The organism is Anaeromyxobacter oryzae, from assembly GCF_023169945.1.
Lineage (GTDB): Bacteria > Myxococcota > Myxococcia > Myxococcales > Anaeromyxobacteraceae > Anaeromyxobacter > Anaeromyxobacter oryzae.
In genome coordinates this window covers 1954521-1972888 of record NZ_AP025591.1, presented here as the reverse complement: position 1 = coordinate 1972888, position 18368 = coordinate 1954521, and the positions used below count along the sequence as shown (strand labels likewise).

Here is an 18368-nt window from a genome sequence, read left to right as displayed (position 1 = left end):
GGAGCTTAATCCGCGGCCGGGGAGAGGAACAGCGAAGGAGCGGGCGTGTTCCCGGGCGGTCGAGGCGCGGGGTCGGGGCCGGGACGGGGCTCGCGGCGCAGCTTCAGGATTCATCGCCTCGTGCGCCAAGCGAATCCTGGGGGTCGGGCTGAGAAGAAGGGGGACGGCCTGAGCGGCGCCGCGCGAACGAGACGTCGCCGCGCGGATCGGCTCCCAAGAAGCCCGCGTCGCGACAATGGCGTTCCGGTGGCGCTCCGACGCGCCCGACGGTCACGGTGGACCGGTAAGGGCCGAGGCCGGGATTTCGGAGTGCACACCCGCGGAGCCGGCACCGTCGCGGCGACCCACCGCCGCCGTGGCTTTCCGGGCGGGAGCGAACCGCTCCATCCAGGCGCTTCGTGACGGTGAGATGCATCCGGCGGAGCTCGGAGGTGAGCGGCTCGAAGGTCGGCTGGTCAGCCCGGAAAATCGGGGCGTTCACGTTGCGTGCGGGCACTTTGGCATCGAGGAGTTCAGCTGGCGAACCGGGCGCGACGACACACGCGGGCGCCAAAGCGCAGAGCTCCAGCGCTGCGGCGGGTTCTGGGGCGCGAGCTGGCGTTGCCGCCGCGGCTGCGGCCCGAACGGTCGTCACGATCTCCCGCTGCGGGGGACGCTCCACCGGCTTCAGCTCCGCGACGACCGCCCGCGCCTCCTGCTTGGAGAGGTGGAAGAACCGGGGGATCACCTCGTCCCGGTTCTCCGGCGTGAGCACCTGCGCGAGCTCGCCGACGGTCGAGAGGCAGAGTCGACCGTGCTCGAGCGGCTCGACGATCTCGGCGATGCAGCACAGGGCTAGGGCCGGGGTGAGGGGGGCCGCTTTCGTCGGCGTCGGCCTCACGCGCGCGCTCCGTCGAGCCGCCGCCCCTTCGACCGCGTGCTAACCTCCCGCGTGTGATCAGGCGCATCACCCAGCGTGTACGTTCGTTCGCCGCGCGCGCGGATCTCGTGACGCCCTCCGGTCGTTCACCGCCGGCGGCGGGAGTCCATACGAGGGAGACGCTTCCCGAGCCGGTCAGGGCGATGCTCGAATCCCGTTCCCCGCTCATCGAGCCGTACTCGCAGCTTGCGGCGGCCTGGCACGAGCACGGCACCGTCTTCCTGCCGCGCTACGGGCGATACGCCGAGCGTCTCGTCACGTGGGGTGCCGTGCGTCGCGGATTGGCGCTCGACCTCGCGTGCGGGACCGGGATCACGGCTGCGGCGCTCGCTCCGGTGTTCGAGCGTGTATACGCGGTCGATCGAAACGAGCACATGCTCCGGCAGGCGCGCAACCGGCAGTCGCACGCGAACATCGAGTACATCGCCGCGGACTTCCGGTCGTTCGAGCTGCCGAGCGCAGTGGATCTCGCGGTGTGCTCCGGCGACTCCCTGAACTACGTCCAGGCGATCTCCGAGCTCCGCGACGTGTTCGAGTGCGTCGTACGTGCCCTGTGCCCGGGTGGCTTGTTCCTGTTCGATGTCCAAGCGGAGAGGAGCTTCCTCTCGAGTAACGGTTACATCGCGCGGTACGTGACCGACGAGGCGGACTGGTTCCAGGTGCACCAGTACGACCCCGAGTCCCGCGTGGACGACTCGTGCGCGATCACGGAGCACGGCGTCGAGCCGCACCGGCGGCTGTTCCTGTCGTCCGAGGACGTGCACGAGGCAGCGCTCCGGGCGGGCCTCACGCCGGCCGTGCGGTTCGACACGCCCATGCTGCGCTTTCTCGCGGCGCCCGGCGGGCGCGACTTCTACGCCTTCCGCCGTCCCTCGTGACCGCTTGATGGAATGCGCGGCCCCCGCGCCTCAGTGCCCGTGCCGCAGCAGCCTGAGCCCCCACATCAGCGCGAGCCCCACGACCAGCGCCCCCGAGAGCTGCCACTTCGAGCCGCCGCGCCGGTGCAGGTCCGGCAGGATGTCCGAGAGCGACAGGTGCAGGAACGTCCCCGCGCTCGCGGCGAGCGCGTACGAGGTGAACGTCTCGATCCGGACCAGCTCCTTCACGGCGAGGTACAGCCCCGCGCCGACCGGCACCATCAGCGCGAACGCCGCGTTCATCGCGAGCGCCTTGCCGCGCGAGTAGCCCTCCGCGCGGAGGATCGTCGACAGCGAGAACGAGTTCGGCACCTTGTGGGCGAGGATCGCGAGGAACACCAGCACGCCGAGCTCGGCGTCGACGCTCGCGGCCCCGAGGGCGAAGCCGTCGACGAGCGTGTGCGCGCTCATGCCGGCGAACGCCGCGAGGCCGACGGTGTGCACGTCGCAGAGGGCCTCGTGGGTGTGCGCGTGCAGGTGGTGCTCGCCCGGGGCGTGGAGGTGCGCCGACTCGAGCCCCGCGCCCTCGGGCGTCGAGAGGTGCGCGTTCGGCCCGGGCTCGCCGCAGACGTGCACGAGCACGAACCGCTCGAGCAGGTAGAGGAGCAGGAAGCCGACCAGCACGAACGGCGTCGCCTTCGCCCCGGCCCCCTCCACCGCCTCGGGCAGCATGTGGAAGAAGGCGGCGCCGAGCATCACCCCGGCCGAGAACGATAGGCCGAGGTCCGAACGCCCCATGCGCCCGACGAGGGGCAGCGACCCGCCGGCGAGGGCACCGGCGAGGATCGCGCCGGTGTACAGGGCGAGGGAGTGGGTCGGGTTCATGTCTCGTCCAGGCCGAGCGCGCGCATGCGCCGGGCGAGCGTGCCGCGGTCGATGCCGAGCGCGTCGGCCGCCGCGCTGCGGACGCCGCCGCTCCGCGCGAGCGCGCTCGAGATGAGCGGCCGCTCCACCTGCTGCATCACCGCGTCGTAGAGCCCCGCCGCGGAGTGCCCCTTGAGCCGGTGGAAGAAGGCGTCGAGGCGGTGCTGGATCTCGTCCTCGAGGGGCCGCGGCCGCGCGAGCCGCTCGTCCACGAGGGCGAACCGCTCCTGCGCGAGCCGGTGGATCCCCTCGGCCACCGAGCCGACGCGCACGATCTCGAGCCGGCCCTCCGCGCACGCGCGGACGAGCTCGGGCGAGGCGTCCGCGAGGAGGAGCGCCCTCAGGGCGTCGCCCGGGCTGGGCGGCCGGGCGGGCTTCACTCCGCGTCCTCGGAGGCGCCCCGGTAGTTCGGGTCGAGATCGAAGCTCGCGCTCCCCGGCGGGAAGTGCTCGTCGACGAGCTTCGCCACGTCATCGGCGGTGACGAGCCGGTCGGCGTCGCGCCGGAAGTGTGCGCCGCCGCGCCGGCCGCGCGTGTACCAGAGGAGGTGCTTGCGGAGCTCGCGGATGGCGTGGCGCTCCGCGGCGGCGGCGTCCTCGGCGGGCGCCTGCCGGCGCCTGTGCTCGATCTGGAGCCGCACGTGCTCGAGGACGGTCCCGATCCACTCGTCGCGCGTGGGCGGCGGCGGCCGCGGCTGGCCCAGCTCCGCCGCGCGCAGCTCGCGGAAGATCCACGGGTTCCCGCAGGCGCCCCGGGCCACCAGCACCGCGTCGCAGCCGGTCTCGGCGCGCATGCGGAGGGCGTCCGCGGCGCTCCACACGTCTCCCGAGCCGAGCACCGGGATCGAGACCGCCTCCTTCACCGCGCGGATGAGCTCCCACCGGGCCTTCCCCGAGTACATCTGGGTCCGGGTCCGCCCGTGCAGCGACACCGCGGCCGCGCCGCCTGCCTCCGCGGCGCGGGCCACGTCGACGCAGTTCAGCTCCGCCTCGTCCCAGCCCGCCCGGATCTTGATCGTCACCGGGACGGAGACCGCGGCGCGGATCGCCCGCACCGCCTCCTCGACCCGGCGCGGCTCGCGCCCGAGCGCGGCGCCGGCACCGGTCCCGCACACCTTCTTGACCGGGCAGGCCATGTTCACGTCGATGATGCCGGCGCCGGCCTCGACCGCGACCGCGGCGCCGCGGGCGAGCACGTCCGGCTCGGCGGCGAAGATCTGGACCGCGAACGGCTCCTCGTCCGGCTCGCGATCGAGGTAGCTCTGCGTCTGCAGCTGCCCGTGCACGAGGCCGTGCGCGCTCACCATCTCGGTGTACGCGAAGCTCGCCCCCATCCGGCGGCAGATCGTCCGGAAGGGGCGATCCGAGACGCCGGCGAGCGGGGCGAGGAAGAAGCGTCCGGGGAAGCGATGAGGGCCGATCAGCATGTTTCGGACGGGCGCGCGCTGCGGGGCGGGATGTAGCACGACCGTTCCGGGTCTGGAACGGAGGAATGCGGCAGCCCGTCGGCGGTTCGGGAGTAAGCCCCGGGCCCGCCGTGCGCAAACCTTTGCCCCTTCCCGCCGATCTGGCGCTCCCGTACCCCGCCCGAAGGACGGCGCCCCGCTGCCTCCCTCCCGCCCGGGGGCGTGCCAGGGGGCTGCCGCTTGCCGAGCCCGTGCACAGCGTCCGTACGATTCGGCGCGGGGTACGTGGTGCGCCGTGTTGCGCGCGTGCGATACCGCGCGAGGTGATGGTCGCGCGTCCGCGGACGCGAGGAGGAGATGAATACCGGGCGGGCAGCCCCCCGGGTGGTTGATTTTGATCTCTCCCCCCACGCCAGTACGATGGAACCCCGAGCAGGCGCCGGTCGTTCGGCCGGTCCCCGAGGTAGCCGAGGAGCGATGAGGCCGATCCGTACGACCTTCCTGGTTCTCTGTTCGACGTTCATCGTGTCCCGCGCCCTCGCGCAGGGGCAGCAGGTCAGCGCCGCCGCCACGGAGGAGACCGCCCAGGCGCTGCCGCCGGCGGCGGTCCCCGAGCCGGCGCTCGTCCCGCCGCCTGCTGCTCCGGCGCCCAAGGGGGCGGCCGTCGACGCGACGCTCGCCTCCATCGATACGCCCGACGAGCCCGCCGTCGCCCAGGAGATCCAGGCCGAGTCGGCCGAGCTCGACGACGTCCGCAAGGCCGAGGAGGCCGCCAAGGTCCGCGAGGCCCCCGGCGCGAAGCGCGGCAGCTCCGACGGGCTCGGGCTCGAGTCGCCCATCCGCGATCGCGTCGACGGCGCCCTCGGGCGCGACGGCGCCGCGCCCGCCGAGGGCGGCCGGATCGCGCTGATCCCCGAGCTCGACCACGACCTCGCCCGGCTCCAGGCCGAGTACGACATCCCGATCGAGGTGAACGAGGCGGTCGTCGCGTACATCCGCTTCTTCCAGTCGCCGCTCGTCCGCGGCCACTTCGTGAAGTGGCTCGGGCGCGCGCACCGCTACATGGAGAAGTACCGCGCGATCCTGAAGGACGAGGGTCTGCCGGAGGACACCGTCTTCCTCGCCATGATCGAGAGCGGCTTCGCGAACTTCGCGTACAGCCGTGCGAGCGCGGTCGGCCCCTGGCAGTTCATCGCGCCCACCGGGAGGATGTTCGGGCTCACCCAGGACTTCTGGGTGGACGAGCGGCGCGATCCGGAGAAGTCGGCGCACGCCGCGGCGCGGTTCCTGAAGCAGCTCTACCAGCAGACCGGCGACTGGCGGCTCGCGTGGGCGGGCTACAACGCGGGCGTCGGCCGGGTGCTCCTCGGCAAGCAGCAGGGCCACGACGACTTCTGGGAGATGGCGGCGGTGACGGGCCGCGGCGCGCCGTTCCGCGAGGAGACGAAGGGCTACGTCCCGAAGCTCATGGCGGCGGCCATCGTCTACAAGCACCAGGAGGCCTTCGGGTTCTCGCCGGACGAGATCGAGCGGGAGAAGTGGGTCGACTACGAGGAGGTCAAGATCCCGCAGGCGACGCTCCTCTCCGTGCTCGCCCGCGCCGCCGGGGTCTCGGAGCGGGACATCCTCGACCTGAACCCGGAGCTGCGCCGCGCCTGCACGCCGCCGCGCCCGTACCGGCTCAAGATCCCGCAGGCGCAGGCCGAGGTCTTCGCGAAGAGCTGGCCGGCGATGCAGAGCCAGGTCCGGCTCACCTTCGCCGGTCACGTGATCCGTCGGGGCGACACGCTCTCCGGCATCGCCGCGCGCTACGGCGTGCCGGTGCAGGGGATCGTCGAGATGAACGGCCTGAAGGGCCACAAGCACCTGCGCGTCGGGACGGAGCTCCTCATCCCGAGGCCGGTCGGGAGCGCCGTCGCCTCCGCGCGCGTGGCGCCGGAGCCGGTCGCGCGCCGCGCCGCGGAGTCGCCGCGGCAGCAGCGGGTGGCGGCCGTCGAGGTGGAGAAGGTCGCGGCGCGGGGCGCGTCGAAGGCGGCCGCGAAGCAGCCGCGCGCGGACGTGAAGGTCCGCGCCGGCGACACGCTCTGGTCGATCTCGCAGCGATACGGCGTCGAGCTCGGCGAGCTGTGCAGGTGGAACGGGATCAAGAACCCGCAGCGTCACAAGCTGCTCGTCGGCGCCCGGCTCGTCGTCTATCCCGAGCGCGGGTAGAGCGGTCGACGCCAGGCGGAAGCGGTCCGCCAGGCAGGCCCCGGCGCGCGTCGCGGCGAGCGTGCCGCCGAACCGGAAGCGCGCGTCGGCGCCGGCGTCGAGCATCACGAGACCCTCGACCGTCAACCTCGCCCGGCGCCCTTCCGCGCCACGACCCGCGCCTCGTACCGGCCCGACTCCATCCAGCCTTCCTCGGAGCGGAGGAGCTCGAGGCCCGCCACGAGCGCCGGCAACTCGCCGTCCTCGAGCACGTGCGCGGGGCCCGGGCGCGGGTTCCGCTCGAGGTTCGTGCGCGTCGCGTGGGCGACGACGAGGAGGCCGCCCGGCGCGAGCGCGGCCTGGAACGCGTCGAACAGCGGCCGATGCAGGAAGTAGGTGCAGACGACGACGTCCCAGGGGCCGGCGGGGAGCGGGGCGGTCTCGAGGTCGACCAGGACGGTCGCGAGGGGGAGAGCCTCGGCGCGAGCCGCGGCGGCGGCGCGAGCGAGCGCGACGTCCGAGACGTCGGCGAGGGTGACATCGAGGCCGCGGCGGGCGAGCCAGAGGGCGTTGCGACCGGAGCCGCCGGCGACGTCGAGGGCGCGGCCATGGCGGGGGAGGAGCGCGTCCAGGGAGGTGAGGAACGGGGAGGGCGCGGGGATCCCGGGCTCGGCGCGGTAGCGGTCGTTCCAGCGGTTGCGGTCGGAGGCGGGCACGGAGATGGGCGTAACCGGAGGCAGGGTGATGCGCTCGCGGTCGGGGCGGGGGGGGACTTCGACTCCGCGCCCGGCCTCGCGGAGCGCGTGACGCTCGAATCACCGTCGTGGCATCGCGGGATTTCGAGCCTGCGGCGAAAGGGCGCACCCTGCGGCCTGCCCATCCAGGCGCCGGAGGTGCGCGATGCGTGCTCGTCTCGTCTTCGTGGTGATCGCGGTCAGCCTGATCGCAGCGTGCGGTGGCGGTTCGAGCACGGGCGGAGGCACGGCTCCGGCGGTACCCGCGGCGCCGACCAGCGTCGCGGCGGCGCCCGGCGACGGGAAGGTGACCGTCTCGTGGACCGGGTCGGAAGGCGCCACGTCCTACGACCTGTACTGGTCCACCTCCCCCGGCGTCTCGAAGGCGAGCGGCGCGAAGGTGCCCGGCGTGCTGAGCGGCTGGGCCGTGACCGGCCTCGCGAACGGGACGGCGTACTACTTCGTCGTCACCGCGGTGAGCGCGGCAGGGGAGAGCGTCGAGTCCGCTGCGGCGACCGCGACGCCCGTCCCGTCCGTCCCGGCGGCGCCGACGGGCGTCACCGCGGTGCCCGGTGACGGAGAGGTCGTCCTGTCGTGGACCGGTTCCTCGGGCGCCACGGCATACGACGTCTACTGGTCGACCGCGCCGAACGTCTCGAGGACGAGCGGCACGAAGGTCGCCGGGGCCGTCAGCGGTGGCCCGATCACCGGCCTCTCGAACGGGACGCCTTACTGGTTCGTGGTCACGGCGGTGAACGCGGGCGGCGAGAGCGCCGAGTCGTCGCCGGCGGCGAGCGCGACGCCCCTGCCGCCGCTGCCGGCGCCGCCGACGAACGTGAGCGCCGTGGCCGGGGACGGGCAGGTGACGGTGTCGTGGACGGCGTCGACGGGCGCGACCTCGTACGACCTGTACTGGTCCACGTCCCCGGCGGTCTCGAAGGCGACCGGCACGAAGATCGCCGGCGCCGCGAGCGGCAGCGCCGTCACCGGTCTCGCGAACGGCACGCCGTACTACTTCGTCGTCACCGCGGTGAACCTCGCCGGCGAGAGCGCCGAGTCGTCGCCGGCGGCGAGCGCGACGCCGCTCCCGCCGATCCCCGCTCCGCCGGCGAGCGTCACCGCCGTCGCCGGCGACGGGAAGGTCACCGTCTCCTGGACGGCGTCCAGCGGCGCGACGTCGTACGACCTCTACTGGTCCACGTCTCCGGCGGTCTCGAAGGCGACCGGCACGCGGGTCGCCGGCGCCACGAGCGGCAGCGCCGTGACGGGCCTCGCGAACGGCACGACGTACTACTTCGTCATCACCGCCGTGAACCTGGGGGGCGCGAGCGCCGAGTCGTCGCCGGCCGCGAGCGCGACGCCCGTGCCGCCCGTCCCGGCTCCGCCCGCGAACGTGAGCGCCGTCGCCGGCGTGGGCGAGGCCATCGTCTCGTGGACGGCCTCGAGCGGGGCGACGTCGTACGACCTGTACTGGTCCACGTCCCCGGCGGTCTCGAAGGCGACCGGCACGAAGATCACCGGCGCCGTGAGCGGCGACGCCGTGACCGGCCTCGCGATCGGCACGACGTACTACTTCGTCGTCACCGCCGTGAACCTCGGGGGCGAGAGCGCCGAGTCGTCGCCGGCCGCGTCGGCGACCCCCGTGTCCGCCGCCCCGGCCGCTCCGACGGGCGTCACCGCCGCCGCCGGTATCGGCAAGGCGACCGTCTCGTGGACCGCGTCGAGCGGGGCGACGTCCTACAACGTCTACTGGTCGACCTCCGCCGCGGTCTCGAAGACGAACGGGACCAAGGTGGCGGGAGCGACGAGCGGCGCGACGATCGCCGGGCTGACGGCGAGCACCGGGTACTTCTTCGTCGTGACCGCCGTGAATGCCGGCGGGGAGAGTGCCGAGTCGTCCGCGGCGTCCGTCACCGCGCTGCCCGCGGTCCTCGGCTCGTTCGCTTACTCGGGGGCGGGCGGCACCGACATGGCGGTCGACTCCGCCGCGAAGCGCGTCTACGTGTCCGGAGGGATCGGCCAGCAGGGCCTCATCCGCATCGACGCATCGAACCCGTCGAGCATGAGCCAGACCTCGCTGTCGTACGGCGGCGGCATCGCGGTCGACACGGCGACGGGACGCTATGCGACCACGAGCGGCTACAGCGCCGGGCTGTACGTCTTCAACGCGGACGACAGCGCGTACGACTCGGAGACGATCAGCGGGTGCGGCGGCAGCCTCGCGGCGGACCCGACCAGCCCGGGTCGGTTCTTCGTGAGCTCGCAGTGCAACGATCACATCGCGGTCTATGACGCCGGCGCGAAGAGCCTCGTCGCGAACGTCGCCTCGAACGGCGTCGGCTCCTCGGCGGTGTTCGACCCGAGGACGCGGAGCGTGTTCCAGAACCTCACGCCGAACCACGCGGTGGGTAACGTCCTCGCGCCGCTCGTCGTGAGCAGCGCCTACGCCACCAGCACGCCGATCACCGGGTTCGTCGTGGCCGCGGATCCCGCCCTGGGCCACCTGTACGTGGACACGAACGGCGGCAGCTTCGTCGTCCTCGACAGCACGAACCTGGCGGCGAGCCCGCTGCACACCTTCGCGTCGACCTACTTCCCGCACGTCGCCGCCGACACGGCGCTCGGGCTCTTCTACGCCACGACCGGCAACGCCGTCGTGGCCGTGTACGACGCGACCTCGTACGACGCGCTCACGACCCTGACGCTCCCGGCGAGCGTCGACAACGTCCAGATGGTGCCGGGGGACACGCGGCTGTACGCGATCGCGGGAAGCCGGCTGTACGTGATCGAGGTGCAGTAGCGATCCGCGAGGGGTCGGAGGAGCGGGTCGCCTCCGACTCCGCGCCCGTTCCGCGGGCGCTGCGCTGAACCTGCGCCGTCAGCTCAGCGTCCGCGCCGGATCCACCCGCGCCGCGATCGCCGCCGGCGCGAGGGCGCCGAGGACCGCCGCGAGCGCCGGGACCGCGACGCCGAGGAGCGGGATCCAGGGCGGGAACGCGAAGAACGTGTCCGGGCGCAACGGGAAGTCCGGGAGGAGCCGCAGGCCGGCGCGGTCGGCGAGCGCGGCGAGGGCGAGCGCGAGGAGCGTGCCCGCGACGCCGCCCGCGAGGCCGAGGATGCCGGCCTCGGCGAGGACGATGGCGCGGACGTCGCGCGGGGCGGCGCCGACCGCCTCGAGGACCGCGATCTCGCGGGCGCGGCCGCGAACGCTGGCGGAGAGCGACTGGGCGATGGCGAGCGCCGCGAGGGCGCACATGACGGTCGCGAGCAGGACGAGGGCGCCGGTGGTGACGAGCACGACCGTGCCGACGCGCTCGGCCGCGGCGCGCTCACCCTCGTCCACGGCGAAGCCCATCCGGCGCGTCGCCGCCACGATGCCGGGCACGTCGTCGGGCCGTCGCGCGAGCAGCGTCACCTGCGTGTAGCCCTGGTCCGGCTTCCCGTACGCGCGGTGGAGGCGCCTCACGGTGTCGAGCGGGACGGCGGCCATGTAGATGGGCACGCGGTCCGAGAGGCCGGCGAGGACGAGGCGGCCGTCGGAGACGCGGTCCTCGGTCTTCTGCGGGACGATGGAGAAGCCGACGCGGACGGGGACCTCGAGCCCGACGAGCGAGAGGCCGGCGGGGAGGCGCCGGACGTTCCAGGCCGGCGCGATGGTCTTGTTGTAGATCTCGAGGAGGCGCCCGGAGATCACGGCCGGGATGGCGCCGCCCTCGCCCGGATCCACGAACGGCCGCCCGCCGAGATCGGCGGCGACGAGGCCGGGCGCGACGCCGACCACCGGGACCTGGAGCGTCATGCCCGACGGCCAGTTGTAGGCGAGCCCGCGCGGCGGCCCCGGCACGGCCATCGGCACCCGCAGGGTGAGACGGGGCCAGGCGTCGGCGACACCCGGGAGCGCCGCGAGCCGCGCCACCGTGGCGTCGTCGAGCTGCCCGCCGCCGAGGACGCCGCCGAGCGAGACGGCGCCCGGGACGACCTCGACGAGCCGCGCGTCGGCGGGGAACATCCGGCGCGCCGCGTGCGAGACGCCGAGGCCGAGCGCGAGGAAGAAGACGAGCGACGCCGCGCCGACACAGGCGGCGGCCGCGTTCACGATCGCGCCGCGCCGGTCGGCGCGGAGGTTCGCGCCGGCGATCCAGAGGAGGCCGCGGGCGCTCATGAGACGCGGAGCCTCCCGTCCTCGAGGTGGAGCACCCGCGACGCCGCCCGCGAGACGCGCTCCTCGTGCGTGACGACCAGCACGGTGAGCCCGTCGCGGGCCAGCTCGCCGAACAGCCGGATGATGCCCTCGCCGCTCACCGCGTCGAGGTTGCCGGTCGGCTCGTCGGCGAGGAGGACGCGCGGGCGCGCGAACATCGCGCGGGCGATGGCGACGCGCTGCCGCTCGCCGCCGGAGAGCCGCGCCGGCGGCGCCGACGCCCTCGCCGCGAGCCCGACGCGCTCGAGCGCCTCGGCGGCCCGGGCGCGGACCGCGGCGCGATCGGCGCCGGCGCGCCGGAGCATGCCCGGGAGCATCACGTTCTCGAGGGCGGTGAGCCCCTGGAGCAGGTTGAAGGACTGGAACACGAACCCGACGGCGCGGTTCCGGAGCTCCGCGAGCGCCGGGGCCGAGAGCCCTGCGAGCCGGGTGTCGGCGACGACCACCTCGCCGGTGTACGCGGAGTCCAGGCCGCCCGCCACGTAGAGGAGCGTCGACTTCCCGGAGCCGGACGCGCCCACGATGGCGACCAGCTCGCCGGGGGCGACCTCGAGGTCGACGCCGCGGAGCACGGGGAGCTCGCGCTCGCCGTCCTGGAACGACTTCGAGACGCCGGCGAGCCGGATCACGGCCGCGCCCCCGGGGCGGCCGCCTCGACGTCGAGGGCGAGCACCAGCGCGCCGTCCGCGAGCTCCGCCTGGAGCGAGACCGCGGAGAGCCGCGCCGCGGGCTCGAGGAAGCGATCCACCACCGAGCGGACCACGAACCCCGAGGGCCCGGTGCCGAACGCGTCGTCGGGGAGCCGGCGGACGCTCGCCACGAGCCGCTGCGGATCGAGGACCGCGCCGCCGAGGCCCCCCTGCAGCGCCGCGGCGGAGACCATCGTCGGGGCCTCGAAGCCGCGCCCGTCGCCCGCGAGCCGCGCCTCGAGGAGCGCGAGGGCGCCCGTCGGGCCGCCGGCGAGGGCGATGCGGCGCTCCGCCTCGTCGACGCGCCACGCGATCTCGCCGCTCGGCGTCGCGATCCGGAAGGTCTTGGCGTCCGCGGGGGCGGGCTGGGCGCGGCCACGCCCGGCGCGGCGCGGATGCGGCGCGAGGCGCTCGGAGACCGCGAGCGCCGCGGCCGGGTCCTTCACGGGGAGCACCGCCTCGAACCGCGCGACGAGGAGCGGGTCCGTCCGCGCGGTGTCCTCCGAGACCGTCGTGAGGTCGAGGTTCGGAGGGATCGACAGCACCGCCGCCGCGCCCGGCGCGAGGACGTCGAGGACGTCGCGCTGCGGGTCGACGCCGCGTGCGCCGAGGCGGGCGCGCTCGCGCGCGGGGAGCAGGAAGAGGAGCTTCCGGCCGAGGGCGGAGGGATCGCCGTCCCACCGCAGCGCGAGCGGCGCGCCGGGATCGAGGCGGCCGACGAGGCGGGCCGCGGCGCCGCCCGCGGAGAGCTCGCGGAACGAGGGTTCGCGGTCGCCGAGGAGGACGACGGCGCCGAGGCGGGCGCCTGCCGCGCTGCCGGAGGTCGCGAGCGCGATGCCGTCCTTCACCGCCCAGAGGCCGGCGAGCCGGCGAGAGCCGGGCGGGGCGAACAGGATCGCCGCGTAGCGCTCCCCGAGCGCGGCGCGCGCGGTCTTCCACGCCGGAGTGGCGGCGAGGCTCTCGTCGATCCGGCGCGTCGCCGCCGCGGCGACGACGTCCACGGCGAAGGGGCCGGCCGCGACGAGCGCGGTCCGCTCGACCACCGCGTACGCGAGCGCGGGCGGCGTGCCCGGCGCCGGGCTGAACACGACGACCGAGGTCTCGCCGCGTAGCTCCGAGGACCGGAGCCCGGCGCCGAGCCGGTCGCGCGCGATGCGGGCGAAGAGGTCGCCGAGCCGGTCGGCGTCGCGGACCGGGAGCACGAGGAGCGCCGCGGCGGCGGGCTCGGCGCGCCCCGGGAGCGGGTACGCGGCGACGGCGGCGCCGCGCCGGGGCTCGACCCCGGCGCCCTCGAGCGCGTCCGGATCGAGCGGGTCGAAGCCGAGCTGCGCCGTGAGCGCGCCGCGCGCCTGGACCAGCTCGGGCGCGCCGGGGAACCCGGCGATGGTCGCGTGCAGCGCCGCGAGCTCGCGGGCCGCGCGCCCGGCCTCGGGCACGATCACCGCGGCGTCGACCTTCGCGGGGAGGAACCGCTCCGGCGGCGGCCCCGCCTGCCTGCCACCGCAGGTGCAGCCCGGGAGCGCGAGGGCGGCGGCTGCGAGGACCAGGGCTGCTGTGGCGCGCCCGAGCACGACCGCTTCCATACCATGCTAAGAGAGGCGCGCTCATGATCTTCTCCAGCGAGGACGAGGCCCCGATCGCGCGCGATCTCCTTCCCGACTGGCACGCCGCCTTCGGCGACGCGGCGGGGCGGCTCGAGCTCGAGATCGGCGCCGGTCACGGCGGGTTCGCCCTCGCCTACGCGCGGGCGTTCCCGGACCGCGCGCTCGTCGCGATCGAGCAGCGGAAGAAGTTCGCGACCGTCGTGGCCGCGAAGGCGGCCGCCCGCGAGCTCCCGAACCTGCTCGTGCTCTGCGGCGACGCGCGCATCCTGGCGCCGCGCCTCTTCGGTGCCGGCCGGCTCGCGGCGATCCACGTCCACTTCCCCGATCCCTGGTGGAAGCGGCGCCATCACCGCCGCCGGCTCGTCGACGACCGGATGTCGACCCTGCTCCTCGGCCTCCTCGCGCCGGGCGGGCTCCTGGACTTCCGGACGGACGTCGAGCGCTACGCGGAGGAGGCGGTGGTACGCCTCGAGGCCGCCGGGTTCCGGAACGAGGCCGGCGCCGGCCGGTTCTCGGACGCGCCCCCCGACGAGATCCCCTCCACGCGCGAGAAGCGCTACCTCGCCACCGGGCAGCGGGTCTGGCGGCTCCGGCTCCGCAAGCGGTGAGACGGGTCCCGGCCAGGCCGGCCTCGGCGCACCCGGTCCAGCGCGTCACCCTCGCCCTGGACTGCCCGGCCATCGGTGAAAGCCGAGGGCCCCCGGGTCGCCCCGGGGGCCCTCCCTCACACCCGCCACGAGACCGCGCGGCGCTACCACTTGCTGCCGGTCGAGCTGCCCGTGTTGCCCGTGTCCGGCTTGGCCGCGCTCCCCGGCGCGGCGGTGCCGCTCGCGCCGCCCTGGCCCGCGTCGTTCTTCGAGCCGGTATCCGGCTTCGAGCCCGGCGGGTAGTTCGTCGAGCCCGCCGCGTCCGTGCCGGCGCCGGTCGAGCTGCTCGGGGCCATCGTGCCGGACGCCCCGCTCGACCCGGAGCCCAGCGCGCCGCCCGTGCCGGACTCGACCTTCACGGCGACGCGCTGGCCGTCCTGGTCGTTGTAGCTCGCGCGGACGTCCTGCCCCGGCTTGAGATCGGAGAGGTGGCTGTCCTGCCCGTCGATCGTGACGGTGGTCTGGTCGACCACCGACAGCGTCTGCTGGCTGCCGTCCGCCGAGTCGATGACGAGCGTGTCGCCGGTCGCGCTGGCGACGCGGCCGGAGACGATCTTGTCGCTCGGGTGGCCCTTGACGTCGCCCTGCATGCCGGCGCCAGCGCTGGCCGAGCCGGCCGGCGTGCTCGCGGTGGCGCCCGCGTCGGCGCTCGGCTGATCCGACTTCGCGGTCGAGGCGGAGCCCGTGGAATGGGTGGTGCTGCAGGCGAGCCCGAGCGCGAGCACGGGCACGGTGAAGAAGACACGGTAGGTCATTTGCGAGGATCCCTCCCGACCCGAGAACCTGCGCGCTTCAGGGGCAGGGGGCGAGCCCCCCGCGAGCGCGGTCCGGTCGGGCGGGCGCCCCCGTGCCAGCCAGGACGGCGCCACCGCGCAGCGGGCGCTCCGGCGCTCCGCCGGCTAGACTGCTGATCCATGACGCGTCGCTTCCTCCCGGTGGTCGCGCTGTCCCTCGCCGTGCTCCTCCCCGGCTGCCGCCGCACGGCGACGCCCGCGGACCGGTACCGCCTGTTCGCGAACGCGGCCCGCAACCAGGACTCGGCCGCGGTCTGGGGGATGCTCTCGAAGCGGTCGCGCGCCGACTTCGACGCGCGGGCGAAGGCGCTCGCTGCCGCCGCGCCGGGCGTCCTGCCCGCGCGCGGGCAGGACGTGGTCGTCGGCGACCTCGCCGTGCGCGCGCCGAAGGTGAAGTCGACGGTGATCCTCCGCGAGTCCGCCGACGCCGCGGTGATCGCGGTGGAGGACGAGGCCGGCGTCCGGGGCGAGGTGACGCTCGTGCGCGAGGACGGGGACTGGAAGGTCGAGGTCCCTCGGGCGGGCGGGTAGGGCGGCTCCGGCCGGGGGCCGCGGCGAGCGAGGCGGCTGTGGATCCGGGCGCAAACGTCTGTTATTCAAGGCGTCCCTCATGAAGACCCCGACCGCCGCCGAGATCCGCGAGCTCTTCGTCCGCTTCTTCGAGGAGCGCGGCCACCGCCGCGTCCCGAGCTCCTCGCTCGTCCCGCAGAACGACCCGACGCTCCTCTTCACCAACGCCGGCATGGTCCAGTTCAAGGACGTGTTCACCGGCCGCGAGAAGCGGGACTACAGCCGGGCCACCACCGCGCAGAAGTGCGTGCGCGCCGGCGGCAAGCACAACGACCTCGAGAACGTCGGGTTCACCGCCCGTCACCACACGTTCTTCGAGATGCTCGGGAACTTCTCGTTCGGCGACTACTTCAAGAAGGACGCGATCGCCTGGGGCTGGGAGTTCGTGACGAGCCCGAAGTGGCTCGGGCTGCCGAAGGACCGGCTCGCGGCGACCGTGTTCGCCGGCGAGGGGACGCTCCCCTGGGACGAGGAGGCCTACGGCCTCTGGAAGGCGCAGGGCGTCCCCGAGGAGCGGATCCACAAGCTCGGCGCGAAGGACAACTTCTGGGCGATGGGGGACACCGGCCCCTGCGGTCCGTGCTCGGAGATCCACTTCTTCCAGGGGAACGACATCCCCTGCGCGGAGGAGAAGGCCGGCCGCAAGTGCGAGGGCGTCGCCTGCGACTGCGACCGCTGGCTCGAGATCTGGAACCTCGTGTTCATGCAGTTCGAGCGCAGCCAGGACGGCGGCCTCACCCCGCTGCCGAAGCCGTCCATCGACACCGGCGCCGGCCTCGAGCGCATGGCGTCGGTCGCGCAGGGCAAGCGCTCCAACTACGACACCGACCTGTTCCAGACCATCATCGGGGCGATCGCGAAGCTCGCCGGGAAGCGGTACGGCGAGAAGGACGACGACGACTCGGTCTCGATGCGCGTCATCGCGGACCACGCCCGCGCGACCACCTTCCTCGTCGGCGACGGCGTCCTGCCCTCCAACGAGGGGCGCGGGTACGTGCTCCGCCGCATCATGCGGCGGGCGATCCGGCACGGGAAGCGGCTCGGGCTCGAGAAGCCCTTCCTCGCCGACGTGTGCCGGGTGGTGATCGCGGAGATGGGCCAGGCGTACCCGGAGATCCGCGAGAACGAGGCGTTCATCACGAAGGTCGCGCAGCAGGAGGAGGAGTCCTTCCGCCGGACCCTCGACAAGGGCCTCGCGATCCTCGAGGCGGAGATGCGGAAGGTCGGCATCCCGGACGCGGTCGCCATGGGCAAGCCCGCGACGCCGCCGCCGGCGAAGGCCGCGCGGCCCGTCATCGACGGCAAGGTCGCCTTCCAGCTCTACGACACCTTCGGGTTCCCGCTCGACCTCACCCGCGTGATCGCCGCGGAGCGCGGGTTCGACGTGGACGAGCAGGGCTTCGATCGCCACATGGCCGAGCAGCGCGCCCGGTCCGAGTGGAAGGGCTCCGGCGAGCAGGCGGTCGGGGACCTCCAGAAGGCCATCGCGGGCGACATCGGCGAGGTGAAGTTCCTCGGGTACGAGGTGACGAAGGCGACCGCCGAGGTGAAGGCGCTGCTCGCGAACGGCGCCCGCGTCGCGAAGGCGCGGAAGGGCGACGCGGTCGAGGTCGTCACCGCCGCGACGCCGTTCTACGGCGAGTCGGGCGGCCAGGTGGGCGACGTCGGCACCATCACGGGGCTCGGCGGGCTGCGGATCCGCGTCGACGACGCGCAGCGGCCGGTGCCCGGGCTCATCACGCACGTCGGCGAGGTGCTCGAGGGCGAGCTCGCCGTCGGGGATCGGGTCGAGCTCGCCGTCGACGAGGCGCGCCGCGACCTCATCCGCGCGAACCACTCCGCGACGCACCTCCTGCAGTTCGCGCTCCGCGAGACGCTCGGCGAGCACGTGAAGCAGGCGGGCTCCGTCGTCGCGCCCGACTACCTCCGGTTCGACTTCTCGCACTTCCAGCCGCTCGCGACCGAGGAGCTGAAGAAGATCGAGCGGCGCGTGAACGAGCTCGTCCGCGAGAACGCCGAGACCGAGACCGCGGTCCTCGAGCTCGAGAAGGCGCGCCAGGCGGGCGCGATGATGATCTTCGGCGAGAAGTACGGCGACGTCGTGCGCGTGGTCCGCATCGGCCCCTCCAAGGAGCTCTGCGGCGGGACGCACGTGCGCCGCACCGGCGACATCGCGTACTTCAAGATCGACTCCGAGGAGTCCATCGCCGCGGGCGTCCGGCGCATCGTCGCCCTCACCGGACCCAAGGCCGTGGAGGCCTCGCAGCGGGAGGCGGACGAGCTCCGCCAGGCGGCCCAGCTCCTCAAGGCGGGCGCGCTCGAGGTCGCGCAGAAGATCGAGCAGGCGCAGCGGCGGATGAAGGACCTCGAGCGGGCGCTCGAGGAGGCCAAGTCGAAGGTCGCGACGGCGCAGTCCGGCGATCTCGCGGCGCAGGCGAAGGACGTCGGCGGCGGCGCGAAGGTGCTCGCCGCCAAGGTGCAGGGCGACGGCAAGAGCCTGCGCGAGCTCGCGGACAAGCTCCGGGACAAGCTCGGCAGGGGCGTCGTCGCGCTCGGCGCGGAGCAGGACGGCAAGGCGATCCTCCTCGTCGCGGTCACGAAGGACCTCACCTCGAAGGTGAAGGCGGGCGATCTCGTGAAGGAGGCGGCGAAGCTCGTGGGCGGCTCGGGCGGCGGCAAGCCGGACATGGCGCAGGCGGGTGGCTCCGATCCCGCGGGCCTCGAGAAGGCGCTCGCGAAGGTGACGGAGCTCGCGGCGTCGGCGCTCGGGTGACCGAGCGCCGATCCCCCGGAGCGGGGACGGCGCGCCCCGGGGGCCGCGCGGAGAGGAAGCG

Annotated in this window: 15 protein-coding genes; 6 read left to right on the top strand and 9 right to left on the bottom strand. The window is 74.2% G+C overall.

What is annotated here, in order from left to right; all coding sequences use genetic code 11:
• Positions 1-103 precede the first annotated feature (103 nt).
• On the bottom strand, positions 104-880 hold the full coding sequence (locus AMOR_RS08650) for a hypothetical protein (protein WP_248360409.1): 777 nt from the start codon (positions 878-880) through the stop codon (positions 104-106).
• Positions 881-1062: 182 nt separating this feature from the next.
• Between AMOR_RS08650 and AMOR_RS08645 the strand changes: the two genes are divergently transcribed.
• Complete coding sequence (locus AMOR_RS08645) at positions 1063-1797, top strand: class I SAM-dependent DNA methyltransferase (protein WP_248360408.1); 735 nt, start codon at positions 1063-1065, stop codon at positions 1795-1797.
• A 30-nt stretch (positions 1798-1827) separates the two neighbouring features.
• Here AMOR_RS08645 and AMOR_RS08640 read toward each other — a convergent pair whose 3' ends face one another.
• From AMOR_RS08640 to dusB, 3 genes are read right to left on the bottom strand one after another with little or no spacing between them, the layout of a single operon-like run.
• The gene (locus AMOR_RS08640; protein ID WP_248360407.1) at positions 1828-2661 is read right to left on the bottom strand and encodes a ZIP family metal transporter; all 834 of its coding nucleotides are present in this window, start codon (positions 2659-2661) and stop codon (positions 1828-1830) included.
• Positions 2658-3080 (bottom strand): helix-turn-helix domain-containing protein, encoded by a 423-nt coding sequence (locus tag AMOR_RS08635; protein WP_248360406.1) that lies wholly within the window; start codon positions 3078-3080, stop codon positions 2658-2660. The genes AMOR_RS08640 and AMOR_RS08635 overlap by 4 nt, the downstream gene beginning before the upstream one ends.
• The gene (dusB, locus tag AMOR_RS08630; RefSeq protein ID WP_248360405.1) at positions 3077-4126 is read right to left on the bottom strand and encodes a tRNA dihydrouridine synthase DusB; all 1050 of its coding nucleotides are present in this window, start codon (positions 4124-4126) and stop codon (positions 3077-3079) included. The genes AMOR_RS08635 and dusB overlap by 4 nt, the downstream gene beginning before the upstream one ends.
• Positions 4127-4582: 456 nt before the next feature.
• Between dusB and AMOR_RS08625 the strand changes: the two genes are divergently transcribed.
• Positions 4583-6316 (top strand): lytic transglycosylase domain-containing protein, encoded by a 1734-nt coding sequence (locus AMOR_RS08625; RefSeq protein ID WP_248360404.1) that lies wholly within the window; start codon positions 4583-4585, stop codon positions 6314-6316.
• Positions 6317-6438: 122 nt separating this feature from the next.
• Here AMOR_RS08625 and AMOR_RS08620 read toward each other — a convergent pair whose 3' ends face one another.
• A complete protein-coding gene (locus tag AMOR_RS08620) occupies positions 6439-7011 on the bottom strand; it encodes a class I SAM-dependent methyltransferase (protein WP_248360403.1) in 573 nt (190 codons plus the stop codon).
• 184 nt (positions 7012-7195) lie between these two features.
• Here AMOR_RS08620 and AMOR_RS08615 point away from each other — a divergent pair, with 184 nt between their 5' ends.
• A complete protein-coding gene (locus tag AMOR_RS08615) occupies positions 7196-9829 on the top strand; it encodes a fibronectin type III domain-containing protein (RefSeq protein WP_248360402.1) in 2634 nt (877 codons plus the stop codon).
• A 78-nt stretch (positions 9830-9907) separates the two neighbouring features.
• Here AMOR_RS08615 and AMOR_RS08610 read toward each other — a convergent pair whose 3' ends face one another.
• The 3 genes from AMOR_RS08610 to AMOR_RS08600 are packed head-to-tail and all read right to left on the bottom strand — an operon-like array spanning position 9908 to position 13502.
• Positions 9908-11191 (bottom strand): ABC transporter permease, encoded by a 1284-nt coding sequence (locus AMOR_RS08610; RefSeq protein WP_248360401.1) that lies wholly within the window; start codon positions 11189-11191, stop codon positions 9908-9910.
• Positions 11188-11859, bottom strand: coding sequence for an ABC transporter ATP-binding protein (locus AMOR_RS08605; protein ID WP_248360400.1), 672 nt, complete (start codon positions 11857-11859; stop codon positions 11188-11190). The genes AMOR_RS08610 and AMOR_RS08605 overlap by 4 nt, the downstream gene beginning before the upstream one ends.
• Positions 11856-13502 carry a hypothetical protein gene (locus AMOR_RS08600; RefSeq protein ID WP_248360399.1) on the bottom strand — a complete coding sequence of 549 codons (1647 nt, stop codon included), beginning with the start codon at positions 13500-13502 and terminating at the stop codon, positions 11856-11858. Before AMOR_RS08600 ends, AMOR_RS08605 begins: the two co-directional genes overlap by 4 nt.
• Positions 13503-13525: 23 nt before the next feature.
• Here AMOR_RS08600 and trmB point away from each other — a divergent pair, with 23 nt between their 5' ends.
• Positions 13526-14131: a tRNA (guanosine(46)-N7)-methyltransferase TrmB gene (trmB, locus tag AMOR_RS08595; RefSeq protein WP_248360398.1), complete on the top strand. Its 606-nt coding sequence runs from the start codon at positions 13526-13528 to the stop codon at positions 14129-14131.
• A gap of 143 nt (positions 14132-14274) precedes the next feature.
• Here the strand turns inward: trmB and AMOR_RS08590 are convergent, their stop codons facing one another.
• The gene (locus AMOR_RS08590; RefSeq protein WP_248360397.1) at positions 14275-14925 is read right to left on the bottom strand and encodes a hypothetical protein; all 651 of its coding nucleotides are present in this window, start codon (positions 14923-14925) and stop codon (positions 14275-14277) included.
• Between the two features lie 159 nt (positions 14926-15084).
• Between AMOR_RS08590 and AMOR_RS08585 the strand changes: the two genes are divergently transcribed.
• Together AMOR_RS08585 and alaS are read left to right on the top strand one after the other, a co-directional pair.
• On the top strand, positions 15085-15495 hold the full coding sequence (locus tag AMOR_RS08585; RefSeq protein ID WP_248360396.1) for a hypothetical protein: 411 nt from the start codon (positions 15085-15087) through the stop codon (positions 15493-15495).
• Positions 15496-15574: 79 nt separating this feature from the next.
• Entirely contained in the window at positions 15575-18307 is a 2733-nt protein-coding gene (gene alaS, locus AMOR_RS08580) for an alanine--tRNA ligase (RefSeq protein WP_248360395.1), read from the top strand.
• Positions 18308-18368 lie beyond the last annotated feature (61 nt).

What these genes read in the sequence shown, in the direction of transcription:
- AMOR_RS08610 (WP_248360401.1), bottom strand. Translation starts at nt 11,191, where the DNA reads ATGAGCGCCCGCGGCCTCCTCTGGATCGCCGGCGCGAACCTCCGCGCC.
- AMOR_RS08590 (WP_248360397.1), bottom strand. Translation starts at nt 14,925, where the DNA reads ATGACCTACCGTGTCTTCTTCACCGTGCCCGTGCTCGCGCTCGGGCTC.
- AMOR_RS08645 (WP_248360408.1), top strand. Translation starts at nt 1,063, where the DNA reads ATGCTCGAATCCCGTTCCCCGCTCATCGAGCCGTACTCGCAGCTTGCG.
- AMOR_RS08625 (WP_248360404.1), top strand. Translation starts at nt 4,583, where the DNA reads ATGAGGCCGATCCGTACGACCTTCCTGGTTCTCTGTTCGACGTTCATC.
- AMOR_RS08640 (WP_248360407.1), bottom strand. Translation starts at nt 2,661, where the DNA reads ATGAACCCGACCCACTCCCTCGCCCTGTACACCGGCGCGATCCTCGCC.
- alaS (WP_248360395.1), top strand. Translation starts at nt 15,575, where the DNA reads ATGAAGACCCCGACCGCCGCCGAGATCCGCGAGCTCTTCGTCCGCTTC.
- AMOR_RS08600 (WP_248360399.1), bottom strand. Translation starts at nt 13,502, where the DNA reads ATGGAAGCGGTCGTGCTCGGGCGCGCCACAGCAGCCCTGGTCCTCGCA.
- AMOR_RS08585 (WP_248360396.1), top strand. Translation starts at nt 15,085, where the DNA reads ATGACGCGTCGCTTCCTCCCGGTGGTCGCGCTGTCCCTCGCCGTGCTC.
- trmB (WP_248360398.1), top strand. Translation starts at nt 13,526, where the DNA reads ATGATCTTCTCCAGCGAGGACGAGGCCCCGATCGCGCGCGATCTCCTT.
- dusB (WP_248360405.1), bottom strand. Translation starts at nt 4,126, where the DNA reads ATGCTGATCGGCCCTCATCGCTTCCCCGGACGCTTCTTCCTCGCCCCG.
- AMOR_RS08615 (WP_248360402.1), top strand. Translation starts at nt 7,196, where the DNA reads ATGCGTGCTCGTCTCGTCTTCGTGGTGATCGCGGTCAGCCTGATCGCA.